This is a genomic window from Paraburkholderia susongensis (assembly GCF_900177725.1).
Lineage (GTDB): Bacteria > Pseudomonadota > Gammaproteobacteria > Burkholderiales > Burkholderiaceae > Paraburkholderia > Paraburkholderia susongensis.
Genome location: NZ_FXAT01000014.1, coordinates 1 through 19,102, shown reverse-complemented (window position 1 = coordinate 19,102; position 19,102 = coordinate 1). Strand labels below are relative to the sequence as shown.

Here is a 19,102-nt window from a genome sequence, read left to right as displayed (position 1 = left end):
TCGCATCCGTCTGCAATCCACTGTGTCCTTTTCCTTTTGACACTGGTTAATGTGCAGTCCTCGTAACCAAACTCTGTCCCGCAGCAGGGACATATCTCCCATGACGGACTACATCCATCATCGCCCCATGGAGGTGATTTCATTTCGTAACCACATACTCGACAGTTATTTTTGTGCATTGAAATAGTCCAGATTAGTTGGATAGCCGTGTTGAGCAGGGTCCGGTTTGAACATTGTCTTCGGAGCACCATCTGCATTTTTCACAGCAAAGGTGTTTGATGACGGATCGTAATACAGGGTGTCGCCGTTCGGCCGAGTCTTCGTCAATGTTCCCGCCGGCGGATTGTTGACGAAATCCTGCGCGGCTTGCACATATTGCAGGGAGTTCTGGTACTGAGGAAACTCGTCACCGTGCTTTGTCGAGTGCCCATAGGCGTTTTCTACCGGTGTCTTATCTTTTGTCGGAGACCAGAATGTGTTTCCGTCGCCACCTCCCGCCATCGTGAGCGCGTCAGTCACAAGAGCCCTAAGCCAGTCCGGTGTCGCGTCCGTAATCAACTGGCTGACGATCCCCGGCCTGGGCAGCGGTGTCACCAGCGGCCCCGCCTTGATCGATGGGTCAAGTTCCGTGGCAGGATCCGCAATTACACCATCACCCTTGGCCGCTGTTTCGCCCTTGAGCCCCGGCAGACTGATAAGCCCCGCCAGCCACGGCGGTGGCGACGCCATCGGTGGCGCCACCTGATTATTCTCTGCCTCGATCTGTCCAGCACCAGTTGCCGCCGCCGCGTTCGTTCCCGAGGCGGTTGCTATTCCGGCAACCAGGCTCGTCACCAGATTCTCCCGCGCCTGACGGTCTTCCGCCGACATGTCGCTCGTCGGCCCTAGCAGGTTGCCAAGCACCGAACTCGCCGCAGCCCCCATTGCGCCGGCACCACAACTCTGGTTGCTCGCAGCAGCCCCCGCGCAGCCGACAATCGCATGCAGTGCAGCACGGGCGGTATCGCTATCGAGCGAATCTGCAATCGCCTTGACCCCGCTCGCTCCGAGTTCCTGCAGATACGCCACCGTCGCGCTCTGCGCAAACTGCCCCACACTACCGGTCACGTTCCCACCCGCCGCCACACTCAGCGCCGTCAGCACCTGACGATACGATCCGCGCGGTCCCCACTCTGCATTGAGCTGATCGGCCTGCTGCTGCGCCGCCGCGCGCTGCTCCGGTGTCAGATTCGGATCGTTCGCCGCGGCCTTGGCCGCATCCGCTTCCTTCGCGCGATTCGTGACGAACGTCCCAACCTGATTGATGAACTGGCTCGTGATATCGAACCCGGCCTCGATCTTGTCCTTATCGAAGATCGGTGCGACCGACCCAAGCGTGTCCGACGTATCACGGCTGATGCCCGCCACCGCTTCCTCGGCCGTCTGCCCTGTCAGTTGCTGCTGTTTCGCGCCATCGGTGATCGTGATGGTGCCGCCGCTGATCGCGCTCTTCGTGGTGCCGCTCGCGTCACCGGAAGCGCTCATGACGATCGGCGGCGCCATCGCCAGGCCGCTCGAACCGCCGCTGCTCTTCGGCAGCGTCGTGCCCGGCACCGGGTTGACGTTGTTGGCGGTCCCGCTCTGGCTCTTGCCGATATCGCCACCATAGCCGCCGCTGATGCCCATCGACTGCCCGCTGTATTCGGCCGTATTCTCGATGTCGCTATGCGTGAGCGTCGCGGTCGTCAGGCTGTTGACGCCGCTCTGGACCGCAGCATCGCTACTGGAAATCACCGCCCCCTTGAGGTCCGTGTTCCCCTTCACATTGATCTGGAACCCGCCGTCGCCCGCACCGATGCCAGATTGCTCAGTCACGCTCGCATAGTCGCTGTTCAGCTTCTGCTGGCTGATGTTGCCGGCCACGCTCGATGCGCCATAGCAGATCGGCGGCACGCACACGCTCACCGACACACCGCCACTCTGCTGCTTCGAGTTATAGGTGCTCGTGTCCTGCAGGCTCTCGATGTTGAGGTTCCCGCCGACGTTGGCCACCACCTGCTGGCCGTCAGCCACCGCGCCCTTCAGGTTGGTGTCACCGCCCGATTGCAGCGTCAGCGTATTGCCCGCGTTGACGTGCGAGTTGGTCCACGTCGTATCGCTGCCATTGTCATTTCCCTTCGTGCCCGACACACCCGCCTGGAACGAAATGCCATTCGATTCGCCGACGCCGAACGTGACACCGATACTCGCATTCGATCCGCTGTTGGTACTCTGCTGGCTATCAGTGTTCTGCGCGGCCTGCAGATTGATGGCGCCTTCGGCATTGAGCGTTGCGTTATTGCCCGCACTGAGATTGCTGCCGACGACGTTGATGTTGCTGTCCGCGCCCGCGCCAGCCGCCGCAATATTAAGGTTGTGGCCCGCCGATACCGTACTGCCCACTGCGGTACTGGACGACGCCGTCGAACTGCTGTTGCTATGGCTCGTACCGAGCGACACGTTGATGCCAACGCCGCCGACCGCCGTCGGATCACTCATGACTGCGTCATAGGCATTTTTCGCCGCAAGTCCGGTCGTCGCGGCAGCAAGCGCATCGAGCCGCGCGTCGCCGTTCGTCTGCTTCACGTCCTTGCGCATCTGGTTCGCGGTCTGCACCGCCGCGATGACCGGATTGCTGATGCCTGCGGAAATCGCGGTCTGTTTGAATGACTGCTGCTCGTTCTGCGTCGCAGTGTCGTATGCCGCATCGATCGTGACGGTCTTGCCGGCGAGGTTCAGATCATTGGCCGCGTGCAGCGTACTACCGGTCGCATGCAGGTCGTTGCCGGCCGTGATATTGAGGTTGCCGGTCAGCGAGCCGACCATGCTGCCCGTGTTCGCGACCTGCGTTGCCTGCTGCGCGTCGGTGGTCGTGCGCGTGCCGATGGTGTATCCCTGCAAACCGCCGTCGAGCTGGTTCAAGGGATTCAGGCCCGACAGGAAACCGTACTCCTTTTTCTGGGAACTGCTCTGCGACTGCAGGGTGTCCTGCGAGGTCGTGATGTTGACGTTACCTGTCGCCGCAAGCGTCACGTCGTTTGTACCGACCACATTGCTGCCCTGGATGGTCAGATCGCGCCCCGCCTTGACGGCCACCGTATCACCGGACACGGTACTCGCCACGCCGATATTCGCCTGCGTGGCCTGCATCGTGTCGGTGGTCGAGCCGCTGACGAAACTGCCGCGCTTCGACTCCACGGCCTGGTAGCTGTCGTGCTCCTCGCGCGCCTCGTTGATCGTGACGTTGCCGGTGGCCGCGATCGTTGCCGTGCCCGTGCCGTTGTCCACGCCGTTCGTCATGCCGGCAGTCAGGCTCGAACCCGTGAGCGTGACATTGCCCTTGCCCGCGTCCGTGCTGACCGCGCCGAGTGTCGCATTGCCGCCCGCCGTGAAAGTCGTGCCGACCGCGTGTTCGTCGTAGGTATGGTCGACTTCCTTGCGGGTCTTGTCGTCGGTGGCGACGTTGTCGTATTTCGCGGTGTCGGTGACCGTGGCCGCCGTCAGGTTGCCACCTGCGACGACCGCCATGTCGCCGCCCGCCGTCACGTTCGCGCCCCTGAACGTCGTGTCGTTGCCGCTCTGCATCGCGAGATCGCCGCCAGCGGTAATGGCGCTCGTCTCATTGACGGTGGTATTCGCTTCCCAATGATGCTGATCGTTCTGCGTGACCGATTGCGACGTGGTGGACTGCACCGCGTCGACATTAATGTCGTGGCCCGCGGTGATCTGCACGTTTCCGCCCGCGCTGATGTTCGCGCCATGCAAGGTCAGGTCGTTGCCCGCCGCAATCACCATGTCTTCGGTCGACGCGATCGTGCCCTGTGCGCCGAGCAGGGTCTGACTGACCTTGCTGTCGCCGGCCGCCGAACTGATGCCGTTGACGTCGACCAGCGTCGTGTTGACGATGTCGTTGCCCGCCAGCACCGCGACGCGATTGCCGCTGATCATGCCCGAGGCGTTCACCACGTCATGGGTCGCGGAGAGAACCGTCGTTCCGTCCGCATCGCTGCTGCCGATCGAGCCACCACGGTTCAGGATATCGGTCGCGCTCACCACGGTCTGCGTGCCGCCCTTGATCACGCCCGAGTTGGTCGCACTGCCCGTGGCGTGAATCTCCACGTCATCGGCCGAAATCAGCGCTCCGGTGGGTTGCAGGTCGTTCGCATGGGTCTGCGCGAGGTAGACGACAGGCGCCAGCACCTGCTGGGTCGTACCGTCGGGCAGCGTGACGGTCTGACTCACGAGCCAGACGATGTCGCTCGTCAATGCATCCATCTGTGCGGCCGTCAACGCGATACCGGGTTCAAGTCCGAACTGCTGCGCAACGTTCACGCCGTTGGTCATCAGCGCCTGATATTCGTCGAGATTGTTCGTGTAGCCCTGCAGATACACGCGACCGGTCAGTTGCGTGATCTGCTCACGCACAAGCTGCTCCTCATACATGCCGTCGCCGAGCCGCTTCTCCACGGTCTGCGGATTGAGCCCGAGTTGCTGCAGCATGTAGTCGCTGGAGATGAAGCTCGTATAGCTCGTCAGCCGGGGATCGGTCACGACCAGGTACGACGCGCCGGGTGCTGTCTGGTACGTGTACAGCCCGCTCGTGGGCAGCTTGATGTCGAGTTGGCCCGTGCTGCTCGCGACGCTCTGCGGCGCGTTGACCTGGGTTCCCGTCATCTGCTGGTTGGCGCCGAGCGTTCCGCCCGTCGCACCGGCCGCGGAATTTGCGGCCGCGACGTTCGTGTTGTTGACGTCCGTTGCGCTGATCTGCACCACGTTGTTCGCGATGATCGTGCCACCCGTGCCGCCGATCGCCGCGGGCGCGAGCACGATCGACGGCTCGACCACGGTGCCGACGTCCTGCGTGATGTTCTCGTTCCACGCGTAGGTCGACACGATGTCCTGACGCTGGTACTGGTACAGCGTCTGCCCGGTGTTGTTGACCGTGGTGCCGCCGTAATTGCCGGTCCCGTTGCCGATTTCGCCGTCCTGCTGGCTCGAACCGATCTGGATCGAACCGCCCGCCGCGATCGCGCTGTAGCTGTTGTTGATGGTGCCGACATTCGCGAGCGTCAGGTTGCCGCCCGCGAGCAGTTGCGCCTGCTGTGCCTGTGGGCCCGTCACCTGGTCCTGCTGCGTCGTGGTGGTCGTGTCGCGCGCGATCTCGACGCGCTGATAGCCCTTGTGTCCGTCGCTGCGTGTTGCATACTCGGTGGACGGCAGGTAGTTGACGTTCGGGTTGTAGTCGTCCCAGTAGTTGACCGTGACCGAACCGTCGCTGTTCGTCGTCAGTGTGTTGTACCAGATCGTCTGCTGCTGGCCGTTGACGTTGACGACCAGCACGTTGTCGGTCGCGTCCGGCCCGGAGGTCTGCGAGACGATCTGCGAGGCGCCGAAGGTCGCGTCGATCGGCGCGTTGTAGCCGTTATCCCACATCTGCTGCGTGCAGTAACCCTTGTCGCTGTTGCCCGTCGCGCAGGCCATGTACTTGTCGCGCTTGGTCTGGTGGACCGTTTCGACGTCAGTCGTCACGGTCTCGACCGCGGGTGCGGGGCGCGTGTTGGTCAGCGTCTGCGTGGCGACCTCGATGTCGCCCTGGGCCTCGATGGTGGACTGGTCATTGGTGACTGAATTACTGCGGTTGGCGAGCAGACCGTTCGCGTCGCGTGTCGCGTCGGCGGCGATGTAGATATCGCCAAGGCTGAACATGTTCGCGCCGGCCGTGTTCGAAATGTCGCCGGGCGAATAGAGGTTCAGTTCCGAGGCTGCGGCCATGATGGCGGCCGCGCCGGTATTCGCGATGGACTGGCTGCCGTTCAGCGTGACCGTATTGCCGATGATCGCCGCGGTATTGATCAGCGTCGCGCTGTTCGTCGTGACGCTGTCGCCTTCGATGCGGCCTTCGTTCGTGATCGAGTTCGCCGCGTTCACGACAGTGCTGGCCGAGTTGAGGTCCGCGCCGGCCTGGTTGTCCACGTTGGCTGCGTTGACCGTCAGCGCATTGACGGCGCCAATGTTGCCCTGATTCGTGAAGTTGCCGGCGGTGGTCAGCGTCAGGTCATGGTTCGCCTGAATCCGGTTTGCCGCGCTTTGCGTGTAATCGCCGTTGACCGTGATCGCGCCGTCGTTTCCTGCGACGATGCTGCCGTCGCCTGTTAGCTGATTGGTCGTGACGCTCAGGTTCTGGTCGCTGCCGATGGCGCCGCCCTGGTTCGCGAGCGTGCCTGCCGCGATCGCGACGCTGCCGCCGCTGCCGGCGTCGTTGCCGATACGGCCGGCCGCATTGTCGAGTGACGCGACATTCAGCGCGAGCGCGCCATTGGCATGCAACGAACCGTTCCGGTTTGCAAGTGCCGCGCCAGCTCCGTCAAGGGTGAGGTTGTTTGTGCCCGAGAGCGAGCCGCCGCTGTTGTCGGCTGATTGCGCAACGTTCAGTGTCAGGTCGTGGCCCGACACGATCTGCGCGCCGGCGGTGTTCGACAGCGTCTGCGCGTTGACACTCACATCGCCGTTGCCGCCGATCATGCCCGCGCCCCCGACGCCGCTCGTATTCGCGTTCGTCACCGTGGTCGCGTTGATACCCGTCGCACCGGTGCCGATGTTGGCGATACGCCCGTTGGTGTTGTCGACGGACGAACCTGAGACCGCCAGCGTCGCCGTCGCGGCGTTCGCTTCGATCTGGCCGCCGGTGTTGTCGAGCGCGCCCTGTGCGGAAACGTCGACCGCGCTGTTGCCCTGGATGAACCCGGCGCGGTTGTCGAGCGTACCGTTCGAAGTGACGGACGTGGCGCCGCCGGCCGTGATCGTGCCGCCCGCATTCGCGACGCTCGCGCCGGAAACCGATACATCGCCATTGCCGCCGATGATGCCGTTACCGGTGTTGGTCAGCGCGCCACTCGCGTTCACGGTCGTCTTGTCCGTGCCGCTGTTCGCAATCGAGCCGCCATCGTTCGCAACGGTCTGTGCCGATACGTCAAGCAGACCATTGGCCTGCACCGTGCCGCCTGCGTTGTTCAGTGCGCCCGTATCGTCGACCGATACGTTCTGCGCGCCGATATAGCCGCCCGCACTATTATCGAGCGACGCCACCGTGAGCTTGGCCGTGGACTGGCCCGCGAGCGTGCCGCCCCGGTTCGACACCGCACCCGCGTGGATATCCAGCGCGCCGTTGGTCGCCAGTGTGCCGCCATTGTTCGACAGCACGCCGGTGTCGACCGACAGCGTGCCGTTGCCGGAGCTCGTGATCGTGCCGTGGTCGTTGAGCAGCGCGGCGGGGCCGAGTGCGAGATTTGCGCTATTGGTCTGGAGCTTGCCGCCGGTGTTGTCGAGTGTGCCGGAGACGTCGACGCTCGTCGCGCCCATGCCGGTCTGCGTGATCGTGCCGTTGCGGTTCGTGAGGTTCGCGGCCTGAATGCCGAGTTGAGCGGCATCAAGCGTTGCGGAACTGGTGTCGAGCGTACCAGTTGCGTGGGCCGTCAGTGCGTCGCCGGCTTCGATCTTCGCACCCGATGCATTCAGGTCGCCACCGGTCGCCGTGAGCGCGAGATCGCCATTCGCGGCCGTGCTGCTGCCCGAGAGATTGACCGTCGCACCCTGAAGCGTCGCATTGCCACCGGCGATATTGGTGCCAGTGGCCGACAACGTGCCCGTCGCGCTCAGGGTGAGGTCCCCCGACTGCGCGATCGATCCATCGCTGTTGACGCCCGCGCCGAGCGTCCCGCTCGACGCAACGCCGCCCGCGGTCACGTTCAGGTTCTGCTGCGCGGCCAGCGTGCCGCTATTGGTCAGCGCGCCCGGCGTACTGACCGACACCGATTGCTGCGCATACGTCGTGCCGCTGTTATCGATGCCACCTGCCGCCGACGCCGTCAGATTGCCGCTCGCGGTCGTCTTTCCCGCGAGAACCAGCTTGCCTTGCGTGGTCAACGTGAGGTCGCCCGCCTGCGCGGCGATAACACCTGAATTCGAGACGCCAACACCATTCTCGGTGCCCACGAGCACGATGCGATTTGCATACATACCGCCGAGCTGGCTCACGTCGATCGACACACCCGGCGCCGTGCCACTGCCTGCGATCGGTGTCGCGGCCAGCGTGTCATGATCGACCTGGTTCGCACCCGCGACGACATTGAGCGTATTGGCGTAAATCGCCGCATTGGCCTGCACCGCGCGTGCGATCAGGTCAACCTGGTCGACGTTCGTCGCGTTCAGCCCCGCGCCCTGCACGGTGATATTGCCGCCCGTGACGCTGAAGCCCTTCAGGTTGCCGCTCGCATCGAGCAGGGGCGTGCCGGTGGTGAGGATGCCGCGCGTGGTGTTGATGAACCCACCACCATCCACCATGATTCCCGAACCATTGGAAACAACGACTTCGGCCTTGCTGCCCGCCACCTCGAGATAGCCGCGCAGCTGGCTCGGTGAATTGCTGTTGACCTGGTTGAGAATGATGCGCGCGGACTGTCCCGGCGCGAGGTTCGCATTGCCGTTGATCATGCCCGCCTGCTGCGTCTGCACGATGGTCGGCGAATTGTTGAGGATGACACCGGGCTTCTGGACGTCGAACTGCGAATACGTATTGACCGACACCCCCGCGCCGCTGGGGGTGTTGATGTTCACCTGAGGCACCCCATTGGCCGTATTGATGACATTCGGCGCGTGCGCACCGCCACCGACAACCTGAGCGTTGACGAGCGAAGGGACGAGGCCAAATGTCAGCAGCGCGGCAAACGCCGTGAGCCGCATTGCAAACAGCGAGAGGCGTGTTGTGGAACGCGAGGCAGTGGTCTCGCCTGCAGTGTTTTTGCCTGCGGCGCTTGCGGTTTCCGCAACCGCGACGAGCATACCCCGGCACCGGCTGTACACCAGCCGGAACATCTTCGTATTCATTTTTCCGCAGCGATTATTCTTTAACGGGCAAGAAAGGTAGCGCGGCAGGGGATTTGAAAGGGTCAGCTAATGTCAACCAGTTGCAAGGTAATGACAGCGATACGCAATTCAGATTAATCTGATAGGCAAATTCGTTTTCTTCAGTACCACCGAAACGAACGTGCAGGTATGCGTGCCTGAAACGTCCATTGCTTTGCGTGCTACCGTGTTCCGGCGGCAATCCGTGCATTGTTCTTTTCCCGGAAAACACTGTTGAAGTGATTCCGGGATTTATCGGCTCGCCCGCGCAGACCACAATTCCACCATTGTTCGTGTCAGTGAGAACGCAGTGCACTGAACGGCATGTCTACCGTTGCACATTCGAATCCGTGGGTTAAAGACGCTCGCATCGAAGGCCAAAGCCGGCCCATCGCGGTGCGCTGCTCACTTCAAACCTTCACCCGGTCTCTCCCGGCCAGGAGCACATATCATGAAACTCAGCGGAAATACGGTGTTCATCACCGGCGGCACTTCAGGCATCGGCCGAGGGCTCGCCGAAGCGTTCCACAAGCGCGGCAACAGGGTCATCGTTGCAGGACGGCGCCAGGCATTGCTCGATGAAATCGCGAGGCAGAATCCCGGCATCGATACGGTCGAACTCGATATCGGCGATGCCGCCCAGATTCGCGCTGTCGCCGCGCAATTGATCGAACGCTACCCGGCATTGAACGTCGTGATAAACAACGCGGGCATCATGCCGTTCGACGATGCCGGCGGCCCGCTCGACGACGAGCAGGCCGTGCGTCTCGTCGACACGAACCTGCTCGGCCCCGTACGCGTGAGCGCCGCCTTCGTCGAGCATCTGAAGCGCCAGCCCGAGGCCTGCATCGTCAACAACAGTTCGGTGCTCGCATACGTACCGCTCGCGGCGACCGCGCTTTACTCCGCCACCAAGGCCGCGATTCATTCGTACACGCTGTCGCAACGTTTCGTGCTGCACAATACGAGCGTGCGCGTGCTAGAGATCGCGCCGCCGTGGGTCGATACGGATCTCGTTCACAAGAGCGGCGACCCGCGCGCCATGCCTCTCGATGCGTTCATCGCCGAGACGATGACGCTGCTCGAAAGCGCAACCACGGAAATCGTCGTCGAAGCGGCGAAGCCCATGCGCGACAACGCGGGACCCAACGAACACGCGTTCGTCGATCAGTTCAACCAGTTCGTCGCCGACAATCCGATCCCCGGCGCATGAGGGCGGCACAAACACGACTCGCGGCTCTGCATGCGGCAAGCCTGTCGAGGTAACTCCCAGCGCCGTTTCCGCCGGCCTCTTCCTGAGCAGCGGCAAACGCCTGGGATTCCCGACTTCATGAATCACGGAGTTCCACCATGACCACGACACTTGAAGAAAAGAACACCGCGCTCGTTCTCGATGCGCTCGACACGCTGTTCAACAGGAAAGACTATGGCAAGGCCGCGCAGTTCTGGTCCGAATCCTACGTCCAGCATAGCCGGCATGTTCCGGCCGGACGCGACGGGCTGTTCGGTCTCGTCCGCTCGCTCGGCGACGTGCGCTTCGAGTACGACATGGTGGTCGCCAAAGACGACTTTGTCTGGCTGCACAGCCGGTACACCAGTTCGGCCACTCCCGCTGCCCTGATCGCCGTGGACATCCTGCGAATCGAAGATGGCAAGCTCGTCGAGCACTGGGACGTGCTGCAGGACGAACCGACTCGCAGCGAATCGGCCGGAGGCCACCCGATGTTCGGCGACACGTTTCCGGGTGAGCGGTGACGCTGGATTTCACACTGGATCCGTGACGTCAGATTTCCTTAAGGTAATGCCGCTAGGCTGAAAGAGCTTGGGCGATGCTCGATCCATAGCATCGGTTGAAAAATTGCGGGCCATGTGCCTGGTCGATCCTGGTTACCCAGGGCAAGGCGGGGAATCGGAGTGGTTAAACAATACGAATCGAGGGCGCCGGCCTATGGCATCGTGGCGCGTACCCTGCACTGGTTGACGGTCCTGTTGATCGCAGCACAGTTCGTGATCGGCTGGACGATGCCAGGTGTCCACAAGGACACACAGCCCGTCGGGCTGATTGCCTGGCATCTTGGCGTCGGTGCGGCACTGATAGCGGTGATGGTGCTCAGGGTCGTCTGGCGGCTGACTCATCGGCCCGCGCCAGACGAGGCGTTGCCGCCGTTGCTCGGCGTCGTCTCAGGCATCACTCATTTTCTTCTCTATATCTGCCTGCTGCTCGTTCCACTCCTTGGCTGGATCAACGCATCCTCGCGAGGCTGGACGGTTCGCCTCGCAGGCGTCGTGCCGTATCCATCGTTGAGCAGGACAGGATCGCCTTTCGGCCACGCAATGGGCGATGTGCACGGCATCCTTGCGTGGGTGCTATTTTCGCTGATCGTCCTGCACGTCATCGCCGCGTTGTTCCATCATTTCGTTCTGAAGGATCACGTATTGCAGCGGATGCTGCCCAACGCTGGATCGTCGCGGGACTCGACGCACAATCGCTGACCGGGTGGTGCCATGAATAGCGGACGTCGCCGGAAGTTGCCAGACGAGCCAGCCTGTCCGGTTGGGGAAAGCAGCAGCGGCCCCGCCAGGCCGCGCCGTAATTTCCTGCGCATGACGGCAAGTTCTCTTGGCGCATCGACGGCGGCGGCACTGCTTCCGGCCTGGGTCCGCGAAGCGCTGGCGATTCCGGCAAAAACCACGACCGGCACGATCGACGACGTCCAGCATATCGTGATCTTCACGCAGGAGAACCGCTCGTTCGACCACTACTTCGGCAAGCTTCGCGGCGTGCGAGGCTTCAACGACCGGATGGCAATCAGGTTGCCCAACGGCGACCCGGTGTGGAAGCAGCCGGCGGGCACGCACTACATCCTGCCATTCCATACGAGCACGGCGACCACCAGCGCGACCTGCGCGAAAGCGCCCTCGATGAGCTATCTAACCGACATTGCGATGTGGAACAAGGGGCTCTGCAACGCGTGGAATACGGCGCGCCAGCCGGGACTCGGAATGAGTTATTTTTCACGCGACGATCTGCGGTTCTACTACGCGCTCGCCGACGCCTTCACGATTTGCGACCAGTACTATGCGTCGACGTTCACGCAGACCAACCCGAACAGGTTGCACCTGTTCAGCGGCAGCAGCGGGCTTTCCGCGGGCTTCGACCCGTCGCTGGACAATGCGGAGCCGACTCAGGGGTTCAAGTGGCAAACAGTCGCCGAAATGCTCGAGACGGCCGGCGTGAGTTGGCGTGTCTATCAGCAGACCGACAATTTCGACGACAATGCCCTGGCGCTATTTCATAGCTTCAAGTCGGCCGTGCCGACGAGCGCGCTTTACCGCAAGGGCATGGCAACGGTCAACGACATCGCGCAGGCCTTCGCCGCGGATGTGGCGTCGGGCAAGCTACCACAGGTCTCGTGGATAATCGCGCCGACGGCGCTGTCCGAGCATGCGAACTATCACCCGCAAGCGGGAGAGGACCTGAGCGCAAGGCTGCTGGCCGCCCTGGCGTCAAACCCCGAGGTCTGGTCGCGGACCGTGTTCCTTCTGAACTACGACGAGCAAGGCGGCTTTTTCGATCACGCACCACCGCCCACGCCGCCTGGCAATGACGCCGAGGGCAAGACCACGGTCGCGACGACGGGTGAACTCTATAACGGTCTGCCGATCGGGCTTGGATTTCGTGTACCCATGACGGTGATATCGCCGTGGTCGAGAGGGGGTTACGTCTGTTCCGAAGTGTTCGATCACACGTCGATCATCCGGTTTATCGAACGACGGTTCCGGCTTCATTGCCGGAACATCAGCGCGTGGCGCCGCGCGATTTGCGGCGATCTGACGTCGGCGTTCAACTTCAATAATCCGGATTCAAGCTGGCCTGCGTTACCGGATACGAGCGCCTATGTTGCGAGTGCCGATCAGCAATGCAGTTCACTGCCGGCACCGATGGTTCCAACGGTCCAGTCCATGCCGAAACAGGAGCCCGGCACCCGGCCTTCGCGAGCGTTGCCCTATGAGTTTCACGCGAATGCGGGCGTGGATGCGGTGAATGGCACGTTCTCGCTTTTGCTTATCAACAGCGGAAAAACGGGGGCGGCGTTTTCCGCTTACGACCTCGCAACAGGCACCCGCTCACCGCGCCGATATGCGCTCGATCCCGGCACGCAACTCTCCGATAGCTGGACACGATCTCAGCTCAACGGCACGAAGTATTGGATCGCACTTCATGGCGCGAATGGCTTCCTGCGGACCTTTCGCGGCGATTTCGCCAGAAAGCCTAGGCTGAAGACGGCCGAGCCGGAAATCGGGGTGAGCTATGACGTCGCGAATAATGCGATCTGCGTGACCATGCGGAATTCGGGGCGTGTCGGGTGCCGGTTTACGGTCAGATCGAATGCCTATCGCACCGGTAAAAGCCAGTGGATATTTTTCGTGCCAGCGGGCGGCAACGTCAGCAAGAGCTGGCCCGTATCCGCAAGTGGCAACTGGTACGACTTCAGCGTGACGGTCGATACCCAGTCAGCGTTTCTGCGTCGCTTCGCGGGACGCCTCGAAAACGGACACGACCTCGTCAGCGATCCGGCTGCCGCATAGGTGTCATTGGGGCAACTGTCTCTTCTGCGTGAACCCGCTCGTTCCTCAAGCTGTTGGAGAAATGCTCCGTCGACACCTCCCATCACCTCCATGCACTAGCAGGCAAGCGGCCCTGCGCTATCGGACAAGCGCTACCCGGACGAAACCCCGGACGAACATCCAGCCGAAGTCCCCTTCGCATACCTAATGGATTTCCAGGAACCTCATCATGATCGTCGATCCCTCCACCCAGGACGCCAATGCGAGCGACAAACTGCTGATTATGGAGCCCGAAATCCACTCGGCCATTACCCGGTTTCACCGCCCGCCGCTTCCAGCTGCTTCTTCAACGGTGAAACTGTGTGGTCGCGCCCGATCAGCTTCGTGATCCGCATTTCCGCTTCGAGATAGCGACGCGTCGACACGGATTCGATCTGCTCGTCATATTTGCGCAAGATCGGCTCGATTGCGTCCGCCTCGTCCCGCTCGACACGCCAGATTCCGGTCTCGGTTGCACGGAGCACGGCCCGATCGAGTGCCGCTTCGGCGCACAGATAAAGCGCGGGCTCCTGGATGCCGCCCGCTTCGCTCTCGAGATAGAACGTGAAATAGAGAATTCTCGTCAGTTCGTTGAGCAGGTGACGATTGCCTTCTTCGCGCAGCGTCGCCTCGAGCGCGAGGTGCCCGCCGAGCGACAGATGCCGGACGCGCTCGCCCGGCATCGGAAGCAGAAACATCCTGGGCCACCGGACCGCGCCCTTCCCGCCCGTTTTCCCCCGGCGCGACACGGGTCTGCCCATCGTCTCCTCCTCGGTATCGAAAGCTATCGCGCCTCGGCGGCACGAACGGCCGCTGCATGCCGGACGCGCCCCAGCGACTGCGCCGCCGGAACGAGCGACCGGAAAGCGCAATAGCGTTCCTCCAACGTACCGGTGCGCGACACCTGCGGCGAATACGTGTCCTTCACGGGCAATGCCCGGGCGAGTTGCTGAGAATCGATGCCGTATGCGGCAAACCCGAGCCGGGCCGCCCCGATTCCCGCAGCGAATTCGCTGCCGATCAGCGTATGCAACTCCCGCCCGAGCACATCTGCCAGCAACTGCGCCCAATAGCCGCTTCGTGCGCCGCCGCCGACCAGCGAGCACGACCCGACGGCCACACCCGATGCTTCTATCGACGCCAGCGCATCCCGCAACGCAAACGCGACACCCTCCAGCACGGCATAGCCGAGCGACGACGCCGAGGTGTCGAGCGCCAGGCCCAGAAATCCGCCTCGCAGTTGCGGGTCGTTGTGTGGCGTGCGCTCTCCCGCGAGATACGGTAGGAAGATCGGCGCATCCACCGGCACTGCCCCGTCGCCCGGAATCTCGGCGGATAGCGACGCCAGCAGATCCGGCTCGCGTCCCGCCGCAAGCAGCTTCGCCGCCCACTTGAGGCAACTGGCGCCCGACAGGATCGCGCCCATTGCATACCAGCGGCCGGGTATCGCGTGACAGAAGCCGTGCACCCCGTGGGCAATCCCGGCGAGCGGCCGATCGGTCGTCGTCACGACTGCTGCGCTGGTACCGAGCGTCACGAACGATCGGCCCGGCACGCAGGCGCCGATCCCGATCGAGGATGCAGGATTGTCGCCCGCACCGCCCGCCACGACGACCGTCCTTCCTAAATGCAGTTGGTCTGCAATGCTCGCGAGAAGGGTGCCCCCCGCGGCCGTCCCCTCGATCAACTCCGGCAACTGCTCGCGCCGGAGTCCCGTCGCCGCGATCATCGGTTCGAACCACTCGCGCTGCCGCACGTCGAGCCAGAGCGTGCCGGCCGCATCCGACATGTCGGTCAAACGCCGGCCCGTGAGCCTCAGCCGCAGATAATCTTTCGGCGACATGACGCAATCGATCGCGCCGTGCACGTCCGGCTCATGACTCTTCAGCCACAGCAGTTTCGGCGCGGTGAGGCCCGCCATCGGCAAGCAGCCGAGCGCCGCGAGATCGGCACTGAAGCTTTCCGCAAGCAATGCCGCCTCGTTCGATGAGCGACCGTCGTTCCATAAAATGGCGGGACGCAGGCATTCATTGCGGGCATCGACGAGGACCGCACCGTGCATCTGCCCGGACAAGCCGATGCAGGTGATGCGGGCATAGGCCGCGGGATCGTTGCGCCGCAACGTGTCCAGCGCTGTCACGCACGCGTTCCACCAATCCCTGGGATCCTGCTCGGACCAGTCCTTGCGCGGATGCGACGTGGGTATCGGCACGGCCGCGGACCCGACGATCGCGCCGGCTTCGTCCAGCATCAATGCCTTGAGCTCGGACGTGCCGAGATCGACTCCCAATGAAATAGGATCACTAATCAATTTATCGCCCTTCCAGCGTGCACATTCCGTTCCTGTCCGATAGCTGCGCACGGCAGGCGAAGCCGTCATCGCTTCTTCTGCCGGCGCAGCCGACGATCCGGCTACCGCGTCATCCGGTACAGCCGCATGAATTCCGGATCCGCAGCGTAGGCTGAAGCCGCGCTATTTCGTACGGACCATCCGGACGCGCGATCCGCGTCACGAGAAGGTCGACCGCCCGCGCGCCGATTTCCTCCAGCGGCTGTGCAACAACGGTCAGCCTCGGTATGAAAAAGTCCGCCCAATCGAAGTCGTCGAATCCGACGAGGGCCATCCGGCCGGGCACGTCGATCTTCGCGTCCCGTAACGCGTGCATCGCGCCGATCATCATCAGGTTGTTCGCCGCAACGATCGCGCTCGGACCATTCTCTATCGCAAGCAGTTCATGCACGGCGCGGCGCGCGGGCTCGCTGCCGGACTCGCCGCAACGAACGAGGTCGGCGTCGAACGGTATTCCTGCATGACGCAACGCTGCCCGATACCCGTCCAGCCGTTCGACGGAGGTCGGAATGCCCGGTGCGCCCGAAACGAAGCCGATTCGGCGATGCCCATGCTCTATCACATGGGATACCAGTTGCATGCACGACAGGACATTTTCCACGCCCACCTGGTCGAATTCGCCCGGCACGATCCGATCGACCAGCACCGATGGAATCGCGTTCGCCCGCAAGTAATCGAGCGAGCGCCGGTCGCCTCCGGAAGTCGCCGCGAGCACGATTCCGTCGACGCGCCTCTGATGAAGCGCCTGAACGACCCGAAGCTCCTGATCCGGATCGTCGTGCGTATCCGCCAGGAACATCATCAGGCCGCGATGTGCGCATTGCGCTTCGATCGCCCTGACAGTCTCCGTGAAGTAATGATTGGTCAACGCCGATATCGCCACGCCGATCGTCCGGGTGGTCCCGCCCGCCAATGCCTGCGCCAGGGTATTGGGTACATAGCCCGTCGCCTGGATTGCGTCCCTGACCGCCTGTACCGTAGCAGGGCTGACTTTTCGCGTGCCGTTCAACACGTGCGAAACCGTTGACATCGACACGTTCGCAGCCCGCGCAACGTCTTCCATCGTGGCCAATTTTCCTGCTCCTTCCGCACTTCAAGGGATTGATGATTATCAGCGCCAAGTCTATCAAGGGCGCGAACCCTGCGAACGGGCCACCCTTCGTGCCGGTCGCTCCGGCGGTCGCTTCGCCGCGACCGGCGAGGCTCGAGCGCCCGCCTTGCTGCTTGTCTGGCCACTCATGCAGAGCAATACTAGATGATAGGAAAGCGCTTGCGCAAGCGCTTTCTTTTGATTATTGATGCAAAACCATTTCGTCGTAAACACCTATGTCCGAGGCATACGAAAGCGCTTGCGCAAGCGCTTTCGTTTAGTCATGATGCGATGGCCAAGCAACAAGCGTCCATTTCCGGATCGACAGCTTGCGCTGTGCCGCGGCCAATCTGCATCCCGGCCCGCCACCGCCTAGGTCATCTAGATCGCCTTTCACTCCGGGAAGGTATTGCGTCGGCACAAATCCATCACAACACGTACTGAAACATCCAGGAGACGCCCATGCCCTATCTCACCCGACTGCGGCGCGCGCTGATTCCCGCGGCGATCGCCGTCCTCACCTGTACGGCCGGCACTGCTCGAGCGGCAGGCGCGATCACGATCGCCACCCTGAACAACCCGGACATGCTCGAACTGAAGAAACTATCGCCGGAGTTCGAGAAGGCGAACCCCGACATCAAGCTGAACTGGGTGATCCTCGAGGAGAACGTGCTGCGCCAGCGCGCGACGACCGACATCACGACCGGCAGCGGGCAATTCGACGTGGTCACGATCGGCGCCTTCGAGACGCCACAGTGGGGCAAGCGCGGCTGGCTCGCGCCGATGACGAATCTTCCGTCCTCCTACGACGTCGACGACGTGGTCAAGACGGCGCGTGACGGTCTGTCGTACAACGGCACGCTCTACGCGTTGCCGTTCTATGTCGAAAGCTCGATGACGTTCTACCGGAAGGATCTGTTCGCGGCGAAGGGACTCAAGATGCCCGACCAGCCGACCTACGACCAGATCGCGGAATTCGCCGGCAAGCTGAACGATCCGGCGCATGGTCTGTACGGCATCTGCCTGCGCGGCAAGGCCGGCTGGGGCGAGAACATGGGTTACGTGACGACGCTGGTCAATACTTTTGGCGGACGCTGGTTCGACGAGAGCTGGCACGCGCAGATCGACACGCCCGAATGGCACAAGGCGATCGGCTTCTACGTCGATCTGCTGAAGAAAGACGGGCCGCCGGGAGCAAGCTCGAACGGTTTCAACGAGAACCTGACGCTGATGTCGTCCGGCAAATGCGCGATGTGGATCGACGCGACGGTGGCGGCCGGGATGCTCTACAACAAGCAGCAGTCGCAAATCGCCGACAAGGTCGGCTTCGCCGCCGCGCCGGTCGCGGTCACGCCGAAGGGTTCGCACTGGCTGTGGGCGTGGTCGCTCGCCGTGCCCAAGACATCGAAATCCCCCGATGCAGCAAAGAAGTTCGTCGAATGGGCGACGTCGAAAGACTATATCCGGCTGGTCGCGAAGGACGAAGGCTGGGCATCGGTGCCGCCGGGCACGCGCGAATCGACCTACGCCAGCCCCGAGTACCAGAAAGCCGCGCCGTTCTCGTCCTTCGTGCTGAAGGCGATCGAGACGGCCAACCCGAACGATCCGTCGCTGAAGAAGGTTCCGTATACGGGCGTGCAGTTCGTCGCGATTCCCGAGTTCCAGTCGTTCGGCACCGTCGTCGGGCAAAGCATCGCCGGCGCACTGGCAGGCCAGATGTCGGTCGACCAGGCGCTCAAGGCCGGGCAAGCCGCCGCCGACCGCGCGGTGCGTCAGGCCGGCTACCAGAAGTAATGCGACGCGCGCCGTGCGCGCCTAGCGTCGACGCGCACGGCGCACCGGGCAGGCAAGGCCGGAGAGCGGCCCGCGCCCGCGATTCAAACCGGAGGGACTCCGATCATGCGTCACCTGCGTCTTCCCGTGAACCAAACGCCGCTGGCCGGCGACGCCTCGCCGCCGCCGGGCACGCCGCGCCGCGCGCGCGGCGCGAGCTGGCTCGTGTCGCCGTCCATCGCGGTGCTCGTGCTGTGGATGGCGATTCCACTCGCGATGACGATCTGGTTTTCGTTCTCGCACTACAACCTGCTGAATCCGGATCTGCGCGGCTTCGCCGGCTTCGACAATTACCGCTATCT

General features: G+C 62.8%; 9 protein-coding genes and 1 pseudogene. 6 read left to right on the top strand and 4 right to left on the bottom strand.

Features of this window, described 5'->3' with window-relative positions; translation table 11 throughout:
* Positions 1-165: 165 nt before the first annotated feature.
* A complete protein-coding gene (locus B9Z01_RS28775; protein WP_085488964.1) occupies positions 166-8,901 on the bottom strand; it encodes a hemagglutinin repeat-containing protein in 8,736 nt (2,911 codons plus the stop codon).
* Positions 8,902-9,370: 469 nt separating this feature from the next.
* On the opposite strand from B9Z01_RS28775, the gene B9Z01_RS28770 reads away from it, so the two are divergent.
* The 4 genes from B9Z01_RS28770 (at position 9,371) to B9Z01_RS28755 (ending at position 13,509) form a co-directional block, all read left to right on the top strand.
* Complete coding sequence (locus tag B9Z01_RS28770; RefSeq protein ID WP_085488963.1) at positions 9,371-10,132, top strand: SDR family oxidoreductase; 762 nt, start codon at positions 9,371-9,373, stop codon at positions 10,130-10,132.
* A gap of 137 nt (positions 10,133-10,269) precedes the next feature.
* Entirely contained in the window at positions 10,270-10,674 is a 405-nt protein-coding gene (locus B9Z01_RS28765) for a nuclear transport factor 2 family protein (protein WP_085488962.1), read from the top strand.
* 159 nt (positions 10,675-10,833) lie between these two features.
* Positions 10,834-11,412 carry a cytochrome b gene (locus tag B9Z01_RS28760; protein ID WP_085488961.1) on the top strand — a complete coding sequence of 193 codons (579 nt, stop codon included), beginning with the start codon at positions 10,834-10,836 and terminating at the stop codon, positions 11,410-11,412.
* Positions 11,413-11,424: 12 nt separating this feature from the next.
* Positions 11,425-13,509 (top strand): phosphocholine-specific phospholipase C, encoded by a 2,085-nt coding sequence (locus tag B9Z01_RS28755; RefSeq protein ID WP_085488960.1) that lies wholly within the window; start codon positions 11,425-11,427, stop codon positions 13,507-13,509.
* A gap of 287 nt (positions 13,510-13,796) precedes the next feature.
* Here the strand turns inward: B9Z01_RS28755 and B9Z01_RS28750 are convergent, their stop codons facing one another.
* The 3 genes from B9Z01_RS28750 to B9Z01_RS28740 form a co-directional block, all read right to left on the bottom strand.
* Positions 13,797-14,225 carry a hypothetical protein gene (locus tag B9Z01_RS28750; protein WP_085488959.1) on the bottom strand — a complete coding sequence of 143 codons (429 nt, stop codon included), beginning with the start codon at positions 14,223-14,225 and terminating at the stop codon, positions 13,797-13,799.
* Between the two features lie 86 nt (positions 14,226-14,311).
* The gene (xylB, locus tag B9Z01_RS28745) at positions 14,312-15,823 is read right to left on the bottom strand and encodes a xylulokinase (RefSeq protein ID WP_208626306.1); all 1,512 of its coding nucleotides are present in this window, start codon (positions 15,821-15,823) and stop codon (positions 14,312-14,314) included.
* 124 nt (positions 15,824-15,947) lie between these two features.
* Complete coding sequence (locus B9Z01_RS28740) at positions 15,948-16,940, bottom strand: LacI family DNA-binding transcriptional regulator (RefSeq protein WP_085488957.1); 993 nt, start codon at positions 16,938-16,940, stop codon at positions 15,948-15,950.
* A 489-nt stretch (positions 16,941-17,429) separates the two neighbouring features.
* Between B9Z01_RS28740 and B9Z01_RS28735 the strand changes: the two genes are divergently transcribed.
* On the top strand, positions 17,430-18,761 hold the full coding sequence (locus B9Z01_RS28735) for an ABC transporter substrate-binding protein (protein ID WP_085488956.1): 1,332 nt from the start codon (positions 17,430-17,432) through the stop codon (positions 18,759-18,761).
* 105 nt (positions 18,762-18,866) lie between these two features.
* A pseudogene (locus B9Z01_RS28730) lies at positions 18,867-19,102 on the top strand (sugar ABC transporter permease); the annotation flags it as partial.